Here is a 16,010-nt window from a genome sequence, read left to right on the forward strand (position 1 = left end):
ATCAGTCATTGACGGTCTCTCCGGTTTTCTTGCTCTTGAACATGTCCAACGCCAGCATGATTGCACCGACGGTGATGGCGCTGTCGGCAAAGTTGAACGCAGGGAAATACCAGCGGTTCTGCCAATGCACCAGGATAAAGTCGATCACATGGCCCAGGGCAATGCGGTCGTACAGGTTGCCCAGCGCGCCGCCCAGCACCAGGGCCAGGGCAATGGCCAACCAGGTGTCATCGCGGCCCAGGCGTTTGAGCCAGACCACCAGCACCGCACTGACCACCACGGCGATCAAGGCAAACAGCCAGCGCTGCCAGCCGCCACCGTCGGCGAGGAAGCTGAACGCCGCGCCGGTGTTGTAGGCCAGGGTCCAACTGAAGTAATCCGGGATCACCACGATCTGCTGGAACATTTCCAGGGAGCCCTCGAAGTGAGCCTTGCTGACCTGGTCGATGACCAGGACCAGCACGCTCAATACGAGCCAACCCAGGCGTCCAAAACGGCTGGCTGGATTAGGCATAGTGGCGAACCTCGCCATCACCCGAGATGTTGTCGACACAACGACCGCAGATCTCTGGATGCTCAGGGTTCACGCCAACGTCTTCACGGCAGTGCCAGCAGCGGGCGCACTTGGGGAAGGCCGACTTGACGACTTTGAGCTTGAGCCCAGGCACGTCGGTGACCACCGCGTCTGCCGGGGCCTGGGCGAACGGGGCCAGGCTGGCAGTCGAGGTGATCAGCACGAAGCGCAGCTCGTTGCTCAGCTTGGTCAGGTCGGCGGTCAGGCCTTCTTCGGCAAACAGGGTGACTTCGGCTTGCAGGTTGCCACCGACGGCCTTGGCCGCACGCTGCACTTCCAGCTCTTTGTTCACCGCGACTTTGACGGCCATCACGCCTTCCCAGTACTCGCGGCCCAGTTCGAAGTCGGCCGGCAGTTCGGTCAAGCCTTCGTACCAGGTGTTGAGCATCACGGACTCGTTACGCTCGCCCGGCAGGTATTCCCACAGTTCGTCGGCGGTGAAGGCCAGGATCGGCGCGATCCAGCGCACCAGCGCCTCGCTGATGTGGTACAGCGCGGTCTGCGCCGAACGGCGTGCCTTGCTGTTGGCGCCGGTGGTGTACTGGCGGTCCTTGATGATGTCGAGGTAGAAACCACCCAGCTCCTGCACGCAGAAGTTGTGGATCTTCGAGTACACGTTCCAGAAGCGGTATTCGCCGTAGTGTTCCTGCAACTCGCGTTGCAGCAACAGGGTGCGGTCTACGGCCCAACGGTCCAGGGCGAGCATGTCCTCGGCCGGCAGCAGGTCGGTGGCCGGGTTGAAACCGGTCAGGTTCGACAGCAGGAAGCGTGCGGTATTACGGATACGGCGGTAGGCATCGGCGCTGCGGGCCAGGATCTGGTCCGACACGGCGATTTCGCCGGAGTAATCGGTCGAAGCGACCCACAGACGCATGATGTCGGCGCCCAGGGTGTCGTTGATCTTCTTGGGCTCGATCACGTTCTTCAGCGACTTGGACATCTTGCGGCCCGTCTCGTCGACGGTGAAACCGTGGGTCAACAGTTCGCGGTACGGGGCGTGGTCGTCGATGGCGCAACCGGTCAGCAACGAGGAGTGGAACCAGCCACGGTGTTGGTCCGAGCCTTCCAGGTACAGGTCGGCGCGTGGGCCGGTCTCGTGACCCATCGGGTGTGAACCACGCAGCACGTGCCAGTGAGTGGTGCCCGAGTCGAACCACACGTCGAGAGTGTCGCTGATCTTGTCGTACTGCGGCGCTTCATCGCCCAGCAGTTCGGCGGCGTCCAGCTTGAACCAGGCTTCGATACCTTCCTGTTCAACGCGCTGGGCCACGACTTCCATCAGTTCAACGGTGCGTGGATGCAGTTCGCCGCTTTCCTTGTTCAGGAAGAACGGGATCGGCACGCCCCAGTTGCGCTGGCGCGAGATGCACCAGTCCGGGCGGTTGGCGATCATCGAGTGCAGGCGCGCCTGGCCCCAGGCCGGTACGAACTTGGTGTCTTCAATGGCCTTGATCGCACGGTTGCGCAGGGTGTCGCCGCTGGTCGGCTGCTTGTCCATGCCGATAAACCACTGCGCGGTGGCGCGGTAGATCAACGGAGTCTTGTGGCGCCAGCAGTGCATGTAGCTGTGCTTGATGGTTTCGGTGTGCAACAGCGAACCGACTTCGCGCAGCTTGTCGATGATCGGCTCGTTGGCCTTGAAGATGAACTGGCCGCCGAAGAACTCCAGCGACGGCGCATACACGCCATTGCTCTGCACCGGGTTGAGGATGTCGTCGTTGACCATGCCGTAGGCTTTGCAGGTCACGAAGTCGTCCACGCCATAGGCGGGCGCGGAGTGAACCACGCCGGTACCCGAACCCAACTCGACGTATTCAGCCAGATACACTGGCGACAGACGGTCGTAGAACGGGTGACGGAAGTTGATCAGTTCCAGCGCAGTACCGGTGGTGGTGGCGATCACCGAACCTTGCAGCTCGTAGCGCGCCAGGCAGGCTTCGACCATTTCTTCGGCCAGCACCAGCAGGCGATCACCGACGTCCACCAGGGCGTAAGTGAATTCCGGGTGCACGTTCAGCGCCTGGTTGGCCGGGATCGTCCACGGGGTGGTGGTCCAGATCACGATGGCCGCCGGCTTGCTCAGGCTTGCCAGGCCAAAGGCCTCGGCCAGCTTGGCGTCGTCGGCGATCGGGAAGGCCACGTCGATGGTCGAGGACTTCTTGTCTTCGTACTCGACTTCCGCTTCGGCCAGGGCCGAACCGCAGTCAAAGCACCAGTTCACGGGCTTGAGGCCCTTGAACACGAAGCCGCCCTTGACGATTTCGGCCAAGGCGCGGATTTCACCGGCCTCGTTCTTGAAGTTCATGGTCTTGTAGGGGTTGTCCCACTCGCCCAGCACGCCGAGGCGGATGAATTCGGACTTCTGCCCTTCGATCTGCTCGGTGGCGTAGGCGCGGCACAGTTCGCGGGTTTTGTCCGCGCCCAGGTTCTTGCCGTAGGTCACTTCGACTTTGTGTTCGATCGGCAGGCCGTGGCAGTCCCAACCTGGAACATACGGTGCGTCGAAGCCCGACAGGGTTTTCGAACGCAGGATCATGTCCTTGAGAATCTTGTTCAGTGCATGACCGATGTGAATCGTGCCGTTGGCATAAGGAGGGCCGTCGTGCAGGACGAATTTCGGACGATCCTTGCCAATTTCGCGCAACTTTCCGTACAGGCCAATACTGTCCCAGCGCTGCAGGATCTGCGGTTCGCGCTGTGGCAGGCCGGCCTTCATTGGGAAGGCGGTGTCCGGAAGGTTTAGCGTGGCTTTATAGTCGGTCATTTAAGGCTCTTCGGTTAGCGATGGGCGCTAGGTGCGGCTAGTGCACGGGCGGCGGCGACATCCGCATTGATCGCCGTTTTCAACGCCTCAAGGGAGGCGAAACGCTGCTCTTCACGCAGCTTCTGGTGGAAAACCACCGTCAAACGCCGGTCATACAAATCACCGGCAAAATCCAAAAGGTGAACTTCCAGGTGGGCCTTGCCATCACCTGCAACCGTGGGTCTGACGCCTATATTGGCGACTCCCGGCCACGGCTGGCCGTCGATGTCGACGCTCACCAGGTAAACCCCGGTCAACGGTACACGACGGCGCTTGAGTTGCACGTTGGCGGTTGGCGTGCCCAGTTGGCGCGCCAGCTTCTGGCCGTGCAGGACCCGCCCGGCAATGCGGAACGGGCGGCCGAGCAAACGCTCGGCCAAGCCGAAGTCGGCAGCGGCCAGGGCGTTACGCACCTGGGTACTGCTCACACGCAGGCCGTCCAGTTCGACGGTTTGCGCGGCTTCGACGGTAAAACCCTGGGTGATACCGGCGTGTTGCAGGAAATCGAAATCGCCTACACGGTCGCAGCCGAAACGGAAGTCGTCGCCGACCTCCAGGTGCTGTACGCCCAGGCCATCGACCAGGATGCGGTCGACGAACTCTGCAGCGCTGAGGCTTTGCAAGCGCTGGTTGAAGGCCAGGCAGAGAACGCGGTCCACGCCTTCTTCGGCCAGCAGTTGCAGTTTGTCGCGCAGGCGGGCCAGGCGCGCTGGCGCCGTTTGCGGGGTGAAGTATTCCCGCGGCTGTGGCTCAAAAATCACCACGCAGCTGGGCACGCCCAACTCGACCGCACGCTCGCGCAGCCGGGCCAGGATAGCCTGGTGGCCACGGTGAACACCGTCAAAGTTGCCAATAGTGGCGACGCAGCCCCGATGCTCGGGGCGCAGGTTGTGGAGACCTCGAACCAGCTGCATAACGCGCTTCTTGCTCATAAAGTGGTCGATTATAACCACACCCAGCCCCGGACGACAGGCAACAGCGCAGGCCAAATGGATCGAATCGATAAAACAACCGTTTTATCGCGGCAAACTCTCTAGTTCAGTGACTTGCGATTGAAATCGCGCAGGCGAAAGCCCTGCAGCAGCAACATCCCGAAGTACACCACCACACCGGCAACCACCAGCACGCCCAGGCGCATGAAGCGCTCAAGCATATGGCCTTCGTCCCAGGCGGGCATAAAGTGCATCAGGCCCAGCAATACCGCCGACATCGCCGCCACCGCCACCAGCAGTTTGAGGGCAAACAGACCCCAGCCTGGCTGCGGCTGGAACATCTGCTGCTTGCGCAGCTGGTAAAACAGCAGGCCGGCGTTGATGCACGCCCCCGCACTGATGGCCAGGGCCAGGCCGGCGTGGGCCAGCGGACCGATGAAGACCAGGTTGAGCAATTGCGTGACGATCAGCGTGAAAATCGCGATTTTGACCGGCGTTCGGATGTTTTGCTGCGCATAGAAGCCGGGGGCCAGCACCTTGATCACGATAATGCCCAGCAGCCCCACGGAATAGGCGACCAGCGCGTGCTGCGTCATCAACGCGTCGTGCGCATCGAATTGGCCGTATTGAAACAGCGAGACCGTCAACGGCTCGGCCAGGATACCCAGCGCCAGGGCGCACGGCAGCACCAGCACAAAACACAGGCGCAGGCCCCAATCGAGGATGCGCGAGTATTCCTGGCGGTCCTTGCTGGCGTAGGTGCGCGCCAGTGTCGGCAGCAGGATGGTGCCCAGCGCCACACCGAGCACACCGGATGGCAACTCCATCAGACGATCGGCGTAGTACATCCACGACACCGAGCCGGACACCAACAACGAGGCAAACGCGGTGTTGATGATCAGGGAGATCTGGCTCACCGACACGCCGAGGATCGCCGGCAGCATGTTGCGCATCACGCGCCACACGCCGGTGTCCTTGAGGTTAAGACGCGGCAATACCAGCATGCCGATTTTTTTCAGGTGCGGCAGTTGGTAGATCAACTGCGCCAGGCCGCCGGCCAGCACGGCCCAGCCCAGGGCCATTACCGGCGGGTCGAAATACGGCGTGAGGAACAGCGCAAAAATAATCATGCTGACGTTCAGCAGGGTCGGCACAAAGGCCGGCACCGAGAAACGGTTCCAGGTGTTGAGGATCGCCCCGGCCAGGGACGACAAGGAAATCAGCAATATATAAGGAAAGGTCACGCGCAGCAGGTCAGTGGTCAGCGCGAATTTTTCCGGGGTATTGGCAAAGCCAGGCGCCGTGGCCCAGATCACCCAGGGCGCAGCGAGCATGCCGAGGATAGTCACCAGCATCAGCACCAGGGTCAGCAGGCCAGACACGTAGGCAATAAAGGTGCGAGTCGCCTCTTCGCCCTGCTGGGTCTTGTATTCGGCCAGGATCGGCACGAATGCCTGGGAAAACGCGCCCTCGGCGAAGATCCGTCGCAGCAGGTTGGGAAGTTTGAAGGCAATAAAGAACGCATCCGTGGCCATGCTGGCGCCAAATATGCGCGCCAGCAGGGTGTCACGCACAAACCCCAAAACCCGGGAGATCATCGTGATAGAGCTGACGGCAGCCAACGATTTGAGCAGATTCATTGAAAGAGTTTGCGCCTATAGATAAAGAGCAGGCGAACTGTGCGCCTACTTATGCGATACTGCGCGCCTGCAACAGCACAGAGCCAAAGCTCGCGAGTTTACAGGTCAAGCGCCGGAAATAAATCACCCGCCTCTTCAGATCGACCACTCAGCAGTTCGCATCAGCCGCTCTTGACAACCCATCAAGTCATCGGCATGATTCGCGGCCTATTTTGTTTGCTATTTCCTAAAAAGTCTTTCGAGGAGCTCGACGGTGGCCAACACACCTTCCGCCAAAAAACGTGCAAAACAGGCTGAGAAGCGTCGCAGCCACAACGCCAGCCTGCGTTCCATGGTTCGTACCTACATCAAGAATGTAGTTAAAGCCATCGACACCAAAGACGCTGAAAAAGCCCAAGCTGCTTACGTTCTGGCCGTGCCAGTTATCGACCGTATGGCCGATAAAGGCATCATCCACAAGAACAAGGCCGCTCGCCATAAGAGCCGCCTGAATGGCCACATCAAGGCTCTGAACGTCGCTGCAGCAGCCTAAGTGGTAACAACTGCCGCGTAACCCAGGTTGCGTAACAGTTAAGAAATGCCCCGTGCCGAAAGGTCCGGGGCATTTTTGTGTGTGCCGGAAAATCACTACAGGCTGATGTGATGAACAGGCTTGTTGTGGCGAGCGGGCTTGCCCGCGCTGGGGCGCGAAGCGGCCCTGAAACCTGCGACCGCGATATGCCTGAAATAGCGCGGTGGATTTATTGGGGCCGCTTCGCGCCCCAACGCGGGCAAGCCCGCTCGCCACAAAAAAGCACTCGACTTAACTATCAGGCAAAAAAACGCCCCGAACCAGTCGGGGCGTTTTTGCTACCGATTGATCAAACCACGATCAATGGTGGTGACCGCCTTCACCGTGGACGTGGCCGTGAGCCACTTCTTCCTGGGAAGCGTCGCGGATGGCAACGATCTTCACTTGGAAGTTCAGGCGCTGGCCTGCCAGAGGGTGGTTGCCGTCGACGGTAACGTCGTCGCCGTCCAGATCACGGATGGTCACGATCTGCATTTGACCGTCCGGCGCGGAAGCGTGGAACTGCATGCCGACTTCCAGCTCGTCAACACCTTCGAACATGCTGCGGCTCAGGGTGCTGACCAGCTCGGCGGAGTACTCGCCGTAGGCATCTTCAGGTTCTACGGCAACGGTCAGTTCATCACCAACGCTCTTGCCTTCCAGAGCCTTTTCCAGGCCTGGGATGATGTTACCTGCGCCTTGCAGGTAGACCAGCGGCGCGCCGCCGGCGGAGCTGTCGATGACCTCACCAGCGTCGTTGGTCAGGGTATAGTCGATGGAGACAGCCTTGTTAGCGGCGATCGTCATGGGGCGAGACCTTTTGCATAAGAATGAAGAACGGACAAGTCTAAACAAGGATTTGCCCGAAAGCGAACAGAACCCGGACGGACGGGGTCGAACAAACGACTCGACCATCACCGGTTTTCATCAGGATGAAGACCAGCATTGGGTGGTGGAGCTGTCCTGCGGCCACACTCAGCACCTGCGTCATCAACCACCCTGGCAATCCCGGGCCTGGGTGACGGAGCCCGCGCAACGTCTTGAAAAAATAGGCCAGCGCTTTGCGTGTGGCTGGTGTGCTCAAGCGCCGGATAGAGATAACCTTGTCAGCTGATTCCCGCGGTAGGCCATCAGTCATAGACGGCCACCCAAGCCATGCACCTCCAGAGAATTCGCATGCAGACTTTTTTTATCGCGCCCACCGATTTTGGTGTGGGTCTGACCTCCATCAGCCTTGGGCTGGTGCGTACCCTTGAGCGGGCCGGGCTGAAAGTCGGCTTCTTCAAACCGATCGCCCAGCCGCACCCCGGCGACACCGGCCCCGAGCGCTCCACCGAACTGGTGGCCCGCACCCACGGCCTCAAGCCGCCACAGCCGCTGGGCCTGGCTCACGTAGAGCGCATGCTCGGCGACGGCCAGCTGGATGAGCTGCTCGAAGAAATCATCACGCTCTACCAGCAAGCCGCCGTGGGCAAGGACGTGCTGATCGTCGAGGGCATGGTGCCGACCCGCAGCGCCAGCTATGCGGCGCGGGTCAACCTGCACCTGGCCAAGAGCCTGGATGCGGAAGTGATCCTGGTGTCGGCCCCGGAAAACGAAGTACTCACCGAACTATCAGGCCGCGTGGAATTGCAGGCCCAACTGTTCGGTGGCCCGAAAGACCCGAAGGTGCTGGGCGTGATCCTCAACAAGGTGCGCACCGACGAAAGCATGGAAGCCTTCTCGGCGCGCCTCAAGGAGCATTCGCCGCTGTTGCGCAGCGGCGATTTCCGCCTGCTCGGCTGCATCCCCTACCAACCGGAACTCAACGCACCGCGCACGCGTGACGTGGCCGACCTGATGGGCGCGCAGATCCTCAACGCCGGCGACTATGAAACGCGGCGCATGACCAAGATCATCATCTGTGCGCGCACCATGCGTAACACCGTGGAGCTGCTCAAGCCCGGCGTGCTGGTGGTAACCCCAGGCGATCGCGACGACATCATCCTCGCCGTCAGCCTGGCCGCGATCAACGGCGTACCCCTGGCCGGCCTGCTGCTGACCAGCGACACCCTGCCCGACCCGCGCATCATGGACCTGTGCCGTGGCGCCTTCCAGGCCGGGCTGCCGGTGCTGTCGGTGAGCAGCGGCTCCTATGACACGGCGAACCAGCTCAATAGCCTGAATAAGGAAATCCCCATCGATGACCGCGAGCGCGCGGAGATCATCACCGATTTCGTCGCCAGCCACCTCGATGCACGCTGGCTGCACCAACGCTGCGGCACTCCGCGGGAAATGCGCCTGTCGCCGGCGGTGTTCCGTTACCAGCTGATCCAACGCGCCCAGGCGGCCAACAAGCGCATCGTGCTGCCCGAAGGCAGCGAGCCGCTGACCGTGCAAGCCGCCGCCATCTGCCAGGCCCGGGGCATCGCGCGCTGCGTGCTGCTGGCCAAGCCTGCGGACGTGGAAGCCGTCGCCCGCGCCCAGGGCATCGAACTGCCCGAGGGCCTGGAGATTCTTGACCCGGACCTGATTCGCCAGCGCTACGTCGAACCGATGGTGGCGCTGCGCAAGAGCAAAAGCCTCAATGCGCCGATGGCCGAGCAGCAACTGGAGGACACGGTGGTGATCGCCACCATGATGCTCGCGCTGGACGAGGTGGACGGCCTGGTCTCCGGCGTCATTCACTCCACCGCCAACACCATCCGCCCTGCCCTGCAGCTGATCAAGACCGCGCCAGGCTGCACGCTGGTGTCGTCGGTGTTTTTCATGCTGTTCCCCGAGCAGGTGCTGGTGTACGGCGACTGCGTGATGAACCCACACCCAAGCGCTGCGGAACTGGCGGAGATCGCCCTGCAAAGCGCCGATTCGGCCGCCGCGTTCGGGATTACCCCGCGTGTGGCGATGATCAGCTATTCCAGCGGCGACTCGGCCAGCGGTGAGGAAGTCGAGAAGGTCCGCGAAGCCACCCTGCTCGCCCACGAGCAACAAAGCTCGCTGCTGATTGACGGCCCACTGCAATACGACGCCGCAGCCAACGAAGCCGTGGCTCGCCAATTGGCGCCCGACAGCCTGGTCGCGGGCAAGGCCACGGTGTTCGTGTTCCCGGACCTGAACACCGGCAACACCACGCACAAGGCCGTGCAACGCAGCGCCGACTGCGTGAGCCTGGGGCCGATGCTCCAGGGCCTGCGCAAACCGGTCAACGACCTGCCACGCGGCGCCCAGGTCGACGACATCGTGTACACCATCGCACTGACTGCGATCCAAGCCGCCAACCGACCTATGGATATCTAAATGCTGGATTTTCTACCTGCCGCCGTGCGCGGGGTGATCGCGTCAGTGCTGTTGGCGCTGAACACGATCCTGTTGTGCTCGTTCCTGTTTATCGTCGCGCTGTTCAAGGCGCTGCCGTTTGCCAAACGCTTCAGCGAATGGCTGATGAATCACACGCACGAGGCCTGGGTCACCAACAACAAGGGCTGGATGAACCTGGTGCAGCGTACACGCTGGCACCTCACCGGCCTGGAGGGGCTGGACTATGAACACTCCTACCTGGTGACCAGCAACCACCAGAGCTGGGTCGACATCATGGTGCTGCAATACGTGCTCAATCGACGCATCCGCCCGCTGAAGTTCTTCCTCAAGCAGGAGCTGATCTGGGTGCCGGTGATTGGCCTGGCGTGGTGGGCGCTGGGCTTTCCGTTCATGAAGCGCTACACCAAGGCCTACTTGGAAAAGCACCCGGAGAAGAAAGGCAAAGACCTGGAAACAACCCGCAAGACCTGTGCGAAGTTTCGCGACAACCCGGTGGGCATTTTCAACTTTGCCGAGGGCACGCGGTTTACGCCGGGCAAGCATGCCCAGCAGAAATCACCGTTTAAATATCTGCTCAAGCCCAAGGCTGGCGGTATCGCGTTTGTGTTGGATGCGATGGGTGAGCAGTTGAAGTCACTGGTCAATGTGACCATTCACTACCCAGCCGGGCGCCCGGGGTATTGGGATTTGCTGTGTGGCAATGTGAAGGACGTTGTCGTGCAGTTTGAGGAAGTGCAGATTCCGGCCGAGTTCATTGGCAAGAATTATGAACAGGATGGGGAATATCGGTTGGCGTTCCAGGGGTGGATCAACAAGCTATGGGAAGACAAGGATCAGTTGCTGGAGAAACTGCACACAGAATTCCTAGGCAAACGATGATCACCCTGTGGGAGGGGGCTTGCTCCCGATGGCGGCGTGTCAGCCAGTACAGCTGTTACTGATACACCGCTATCGGGAGCAAGCCCCCTCCCACACTTGACCGAGCCCGATCTCTAGACTGTAAAAAGCCCGCCACCGATCACTCGGTGGCGGGCTTTTTTGTGGCGGCGAGGTTTAGATCGCGCCGCGCTGACGCAACAGTTCCAGCACTTGCTTGACGCTGTCTTCCAGCGACAGGGCCTGGGTGTCGATCACCAGATCGGCATTCAACGGCACGTCGTACGGGAAGGACTCGCCCGGGATGTTATCCCCACCGGCAGCGTACAGGCCTTGCGGGTCACGCTCGGCGCACACCAGCGGCGATGCCTGCACGTACACGGTCAGCAAACGCTCGCTGCCGATCAGCGCCTTGGCCTGTTCGCGGCCTTCGGCATCCGGTGCAACGAACGCGGCCAGGGTCAGCAGGCCGGCTTCGTTGAACTGGCGCGCCACGTGCGCGGCACGACGCCAGTTCTCGGTACGCCCGGCACGGTCCTGCGGCAAGCCCTTGTTCAGGTCGTGACGCAGGTTCTGGCCATCCAGTACGAACACCGCACGGCCCATGTCGAACAGCTTGCGCTCAACCGCATAAGCCAAGGTGCTTTTGCCAGCGCCCGACAGGCCGCTGAACAACACGGTAGCCGGTTGCTGGCCGAAACGCTGGGCACGCTCTTCGGTGGCCACGTGGGCCAGCTTGCCGTGCTGCGCCGCGCTGCCGTGGGTCACCGGCGGCGCGATGATCATGCCCGCCGCCACAGTGCCGTTGGTCAAACGGTCGATCACGATGAATGCACCGGTGGTGCGGTTGCTGTCGTAACCGTCCAGCGCGATGGCGGCGTCGAGGCTGACCTTGACGCGACCAATCTCGTTCAACTGCAGCGAACTCGCCGGGCCTTCGGCCAGGGTGTTCACGTCCACGCGGTGCACGATGCTGGTGATGGAACCCGGCACGTAGCTGGTGGCGCGCTTGATGTCGTACTTCTTGCCCGGCAGCATCGGCTCTTCAGCCATCCACACCAGCATGGCGTCGAAGGCGTCAGTCACTTGCGGCACGTTGTCGGCATGCACCAGCAGGTCGCCACGGGAGATGTCGATCTCGTCTTCCATGGTCAGGGTCACGGCCTGGCCTGGGCCTGCGTGCTCAAGTTCACCGTCGAAGGTGACGATGGATTTGACGCGGCTGCTCTTGCCCGACGGCAGCACCACGACTTCGTCGCCTTTGTGCACGATGCCGCTGGCCAGGGTGCCGGCAAAACCACGGAAGTTCAGGTTCGGACGGTTGACGTACTGCACCGGGAAACGCAGGTCGGTGTAGTTGCGGTCGTTGGCAATCTCGACGGTTTCGAGGATCTCCATCAGCGACTGGCCGGTGTACCACGGCGAACGCTCGCTTTTGTTCACCACGTTGTCGCCCTTGAGCGCCGACATCGGCACAAAGGCCATGGTGCTCGGCTTGAAGGCGATACCGTCGGCGAACTTGAGGTAATCGGCCTTGATCTGCTCGAACACGCTCTGGTCAAAGCCGTTGATGTCCATCTTGTTGACGGCAATCACGATGTGCTTGATGCCCAGCAACGAGGCGATAAAGCTGTGGCGACGGGTCTGGGTCTGCACGCCGTAGCGGGCGTCGATCAGGATGATCGCCAGGTCACAGGTGGAGGCACCGGTGGCCATGTTGCGGGTGTACTGCTCATGGCCGGGGGTGTCGGCGATGATGAATTTACGCTTGGCGGTGGAGAAGTAGCGGTAGGCAACATCAATGGTGATGCCCTGCTCACGCTCAGCCTGCAGGCCGTCGACCAGCAAGGCCAGGTCGATGTCGTCGCCGGTGGTACCGGACTTCTTCGAATCACGGGTGATGGCTTCCAGGTGATCTTCGTAGATCATCTTGGAGTCGTGCAGCAGGCGCCCGATCAGGGTACTCTTGCCGTCGTCGACGTTGCCACAGGTCAGGAAGCGCAACATTTCCTTGCGCTCGTGCTGGCCCAGGTAGGCGAGGATGTCCTCGCTGATCAAATCAGATTGATGCGACATTGGTGACAGCCCCTTAGAAATAACCCTGACGTTTTTTATCTTCCATCGAGCCTGCGCCATCGTGGTCGATGACCCGGCCCTGGCGCTCGGAAGTTCGCGTCAGGAGCATTTCTTGAATGATGTCCGTCAGGCTTTCAGCGTCGGACTCCACAGCGCCCGTCAACGGGTAGCAGCCAAGGGTACGGAAACGTACTTTCTTTTTGACGATTCGGGCTTTGTCTTCGTCGGACAAGTGCTCGAGGATGCGGTCGTCGTCGATCATGATCAACGTGCCGTTCTTCTCGATCACATCGCGTTCGGCGGCGAAGTACAGCGGCACAATAGGGATGCCTTCGAGGTAGATGTACTGCCAGATGTCCAGCTCGGTCCAGTTGGACAGCGGGAACACACGGATCGACTCGCCCTTGTTGACGTTGCCGTTGTAGACGTTCCACAGCTCGGGACGCTGGTTCTTTGGGTCCCAGCGATGCTTGCTGTCACGGAACGAGTACACGCGCTCTTTGGCGCGGGATTTCTCTTCATCGCGACGGGCACCGCCGAACGCTGCGTCGAAACCATGCTTGTCCAGAGCCTGCTTGAGGCCCTCGGTCTTCATGATGTCGGTGTGCTTGGCGCTGCCGTGGGTGAACGGGTTGATGCCCTGCGCCACACCGTCCGGGTTGACGTGGGTAATCAGGTCCAGGCCCAGTTCTTCAACCATGCGGTCGCGGAACTTGTACATCTCCTGGAATTTCCACCGGGTGTCGACGTGCATCACCGGGAACGGCAACTTGCCCGGGAAGAAGGCCTTGCGCGCCAGGTGCAGCATCACGGCGGAGTCTTTACCGATCGAGTAGAGCATCACCGGGTTATCGAACTCGGCGGCGACCTCGCGGATGATGTGGATGCTTTCCGCCTCCAACTGTTTCAGATGCGTCAGTTTGTCGACCATGGTTACTCACGGAAAAACGATCTTATGGACGGCCAGCGGGCCGTGTTCGAGCGGGGCATGCTAGCACAGCACCTTCTTCTATTCAGGGAGCTGGCTAGATCGAAACGGTATATGAATATGCTCCCGAGTTTGGCCTGGAATGCAGTCAAGTGTGGGAGGGGGCTTGCCCCCGATAGCGGTGTGTCAGTTGATACATACTTAGCTGACACTCTGTCATCGGGGGCAAGTCGAATCGTCGCACCGCCCCTCCCACATTTGATCCTCGGCGTTACTTAGATCGGGTTGGGGCAGTCGATGAACAAATGCTCCAGGGCAAACCGCCGCGCCAGGTAATCCCCCAGTGCCTGCACGCCGTAGCGCTCGGTGGCATGGTGGCCGGCAGCAATAAAGCTGATGTCGTTTTCCCGCGCGCTGTGGAAGGTCTGCTCGGAGGCTTCACCGCTGAGGTACAGGTCGACACCGGCGGCAACCGCGTCGTCGATGTAACCCTGACCACCGCCAGTGCACCAGCCGACGCGGCGGATCATTTCACTGCCTTCGATCAGCAGCGGCTCACGGCCCATGACGCTCTGCACGCGGTGCGCAAAGTCGCGCGGCGACAGCGGCTCGGCAAGGGAGCCGACCAGGCCGACGATTTTCGGGTTGCTGGGGTCCAGCGGGCCTTCGACGGTGATGTCCAATTGGCGAGCCAGTTGCACGTTATTGCCGACATCGGGGTGCAGGTCCAACGGCAAGTGGTAGGCCAGCAGGCTGATGTCATGCTTGAGCAGGGTTTTCAGACGGCGCTGCTTCATACCGGTGATGCAGGGGTTCTCGCCCTTCCAGAAATAACCGTGGTGCACCAGGATCAGGTCGGCCTGGGCGTCGACGGCCGCGTCCAGCAGGGCCTGGCTTGCGGTCACGCCGCTGACGATGCGCATCACCTGCGGACGGCCTTCGACTTGCAGGCCATTGGGGCAATAATCAGCGATTTTTGCGCTGCCCAGGTAGCGGTCCGCTTCCTCGACGAGTGTGCTCAAAGCAACGGCCATAAAAGACTCCTAAATATCCCGTTCCGAGGCGCTCGCAGCCTCGTATAATGCGCGACATTATGGGCGCTCTCCCGCCCCCTGCAACCTGTCAGGACTTACTTGATGCTCAAGGCACTGCGTTTTTTTGGATGGCCATTGTTGGCTGGCGTGCTGATCGCGATGCTGATTATTCAGCGTTTCCCCGAATGGGTGGGCTTGCCCAGCCTTGATGTAAACCTGCAACAGGCACCGCAAACCAGCGCGGTGGTACAAGGCCCGGTGACTTACGCGGATGCCGTTGTCATCGCCGCTCCGGCGGTGGTCAACCTGTACACCACCAAGGTCATCAACAAGCCGGCGCATCCGTTGTTTGAAGACCCGCAGTTCCGCCGCTATTTCGGTGACAACGGGCCCAAGCAGCGGCGCATGGAATCCAGCCTCGGCTCCGGCGTAATCATGAGCCCCGAAGGCTACATCCTGACCAACAACCACGTGACCACCGGCGCCGACCAGATCGTGGTCGCCCTGCGTGATGGCCGCGAAACCCTGGCGCGCGTAGTTGGTAGCGATCCTGAAACAGACCTGGCGGTGCTAAAGATCGATTTGAAGAGCTTGCCGTCCATCACCCTGGGACGTTCCGATGGCCTGCGCGTGGGTGACGTGGCGCTGGCCATCGGCAACCCGTTCGGGGTGGGCCAGACGGTGACCATGGGCATCATCAGCGCCACCGGGCGTAACCAGTTGGGGCTTAACAGCTACGAAGATTTCATCCAGACCGACGCGGCGATCAACCCGGGCAACTCCGGCGGCGCGCTCGTGGACGCCAACGGCAACCTGACCGGGATCAACACGGCGATTTTCTCCAAATCCGGCGGCTCCCAAGGTATCGGTTTCGCGATTCCGGTGAAGCTGGCGATGGAAGTCATGAAGTCGATCATCGAGCACGGCCAGGTGATTCGCGGTTGGCTGGGGATTGAAGTGCAGCCGCTGACCAAAGAGCTGGCCGAGTCGTTTGGCCTGACCGGGCGTCCTGGCATCGTGGTCGCCGGCATCTTCCGCGATGGCCCGGCGCAGAAAGCCGGCCTGCAGCTGGGGGATGTGATCCTGAGCATCAACGGCGAACCGGCAGGCGATGGTCGCAAGTCGATGAACCAGGTGGCGCGGATCAAGCCAACCGACAAGGTGGCGATCCAGGTGATGCGCAATGGTAAAGAGATCAAGCTGCTGGCGGAAATCGGCCTGCGCCCACCGCCCGCCCCGGTGAAAGAAGAAGAGTAAGCCGCGCGCCTCAGGTACCCGCTTGCGGGTACCTGTAAGCTAA

At 61.1% G+C, this 16,010-nt stretch carries 13 protein-coding genes; 5 read left to right on the plus strand and 8 right to left on the minus strand.

What is annotated here, in order from left to right; translation table 11 throughout:
* Position 1: 1 nt before the first annotated feature.
* From lspA to murJ, 4 genes are all read right to left on the minus strand, one after another.
* Entirely contained in the window at positions 2–514 is a 513-nt protein-coding gene (lspA, locus tag GIW02_RS06305) for a signal peptidase II (RefSeq protein ID WP_236410808.1), read from the minus strand.
* A complete protein-coding gene (gene ileS / locus GIW02_RS06310; RefSeq protein ID WP_236410807.1) occupies positions 507–3,338 on the minus strand; it encodes an isoleucine--tRNA ligase in 2,832 nt (943 codons plus the stop codon). The genes lspA and ileS overlap by 8 nt, the downstream gene beginning before the upstream one ends.
* A gap of 14 nt (positions 3,339–3,352) precedes the next feature.
* Positions 3,353–4,291 carry a bifunctional riboflavin kinase/FAD synthetase gene (ribF, locus tag GIW02_RS06315; RefSeq protein ID WP_236410806.1) on the minus strand — a complete coding sequence of 313 codons (939 nt, stop codon included), beginning with the start codon at positions 4,289–4,291 and terminating at the stop codon, positions 3,353–3,355.
* 119 nt (positions 4,292–4,410) lie between these two features.
* A complete protein-coding gene (gene murJ / locus GIW02_RS06320) occupies positions 4,411–5,949 on the minus strand; it encodes a murein biosynthesis integral membrane protein MurJ (protein WP_236410805.1) in 1,539 nt (512 codons plus the stop codon).
* Positions 5,950–6,202: 253 nt separating this feature from the next.
* On the opposite strand from murJ, the gene rpsT reads away from it, so the two are divergent.
* Positions 6,203–6,481: a 30S ribosomal protein S20 gene (gene rpsT / locus GIW02_RS06325; RefSeq protein WP_003171647.1), complete on the plus strand. Its 279-nt coding sequence runs from the start codon at positions 6,203–6,205 to the stop codon at positions 6,479–6,481.
* A 339-nt stretch (positions 6,482–6,820) separates the two neighbouring features.
* Here the strand turns inward: rpsT and GIW02_RS06330 are convergent, their stop codons facing one another.
* Positions 6,821–7,306 (minus strand): FKBP-type peptidyl-prolyl cis-trans isomerase, encoded by a 486-nt coding sequence (locus GIW02_RS06330; protein WP_027606858.1) that lies wholly within the window; start codon positions 7,304–7,306, stop codon positions 6,821–6,823.
* Between GIW02_RS06330 and GIW02_RS06335 the strand changes: the two genes are divergently transcribed.
* The 3 genes from GIW02_RS06335 to GIW02_RS06345 all read left to right on the plus strand — a co-directional run bounded on the left by GIW02_RS06335 (position 7,275) and on the right by GIW02_RS06345 (position 10,675).
* Positions 7,275–7,613: a DUF3565 domain-containing protein gene (locus GIW02_RS06335; RefSeq protein WP_236415414.1), complete on the plus strand. Its 339-nt coding sequence runs from the start codon at positions 7,275–7,277 to the stop codon at positions 7,611–7,613. The two genes, GIW02_RS06330 and GIW02_RS06335, sit on opposite strands and share 32 nt — an antisense overlap.
* Before the next feature lie 62 nt (positions 7,614–7,675).
* On the plus strand, positions 7,676–9,775 hold the full coding sequence (gene pta, locus GIW02_RS06340; protein ID WP_236415412.1) for a phosphate acetyltransferase: 2,100 nt from the start codon (positions 7,676–7,678) through the stop codon (positions 9,773–9,775).
* Positions 9,776–10,675 carry an acyltransferase gene (locus tag GIW02_RS06345; RefSeq protein ID WP_236415410.1) on the plus strand — a complete coding sequence of 300 codons (900 nt, stop codon included), beginning with the start codon at positions 9,776–9,778 and terminating at the stop codon, positions 10,673–10,675.
* A gap of 174 nt (positions 10,676–10,849) precedes the next feature.
* Here the strand turns inward: GIW02_RS06345 and cysN are convergent, their stop codons facing one another.
* The 3 genes from cysN to GIW02_RS06360 form a co-directional block, all read right to left on the minus strand.
* Positions 10,850–12,748, minus strand: a complete 1,899-nt coding sequence (gene cysN / locus GIW02_RS06350; protein ID WP_236415408.1) for a sulfate adenylyltransferase subunit CysN — start codon at positions 12,746–12,748, stop codon at positions 10,850–10,852.
* 13 nt (positions 12,749–12,761) lie between these two features.
* On the minus strand, positions 12,762–13,679 hold the full coding sequence (gene cysD, locus GIW02_RS06355; RefSeq protein ID WP_236415398.1) for a sulfate adenylyltransferase subunit CysD: 918 nt from the start codon (positions 13,677–13,679) through the stop codon (positions 12,762–12,764).
* Positions 13,680–13,951: 272 nt separating this feature from the next.
* Positions 13,952–14,710, minus strand: a complete 759-nt coding sequence (locus GIW02_RS06360; protein WP_236415396.1) for a Nif3-like dinuclear metal center hexameric protein — start codon at positions 14,708–14,710, stop codon at positions 13,952–13,954.
* A 102-nt stretch (positions 14,711–14,812) separates the two neighbouring features.
* Here GIW02_RS06360 and algW point away from each other — a divergent pair, with 102 nt between their 5' ends.
* Entirely contained in the window at positions 14,813–15,967 is a 1,155-nt protein-coding gene (gene algW, locus GIW02_RS06365) for a Do family serine endopeptidase AlgW (RefSeq protein ID WP_236415391.1), read from the plus strand.
* Positions 15,968–16,010: the final 43 nt, after the last annotated feature.

Source organism: Pseudomonas syringae, from assembly GCF_021606685.1.
In the GTDB taxonomy this organism is placed as follows: domain Bacteria; phylum Pseudomonadota; class Gammaproteobacteria; order Pseudomonadales; family Pseudomonadaceae; genus Aquipseudomonas; species Aquipseudomonas syringae_R.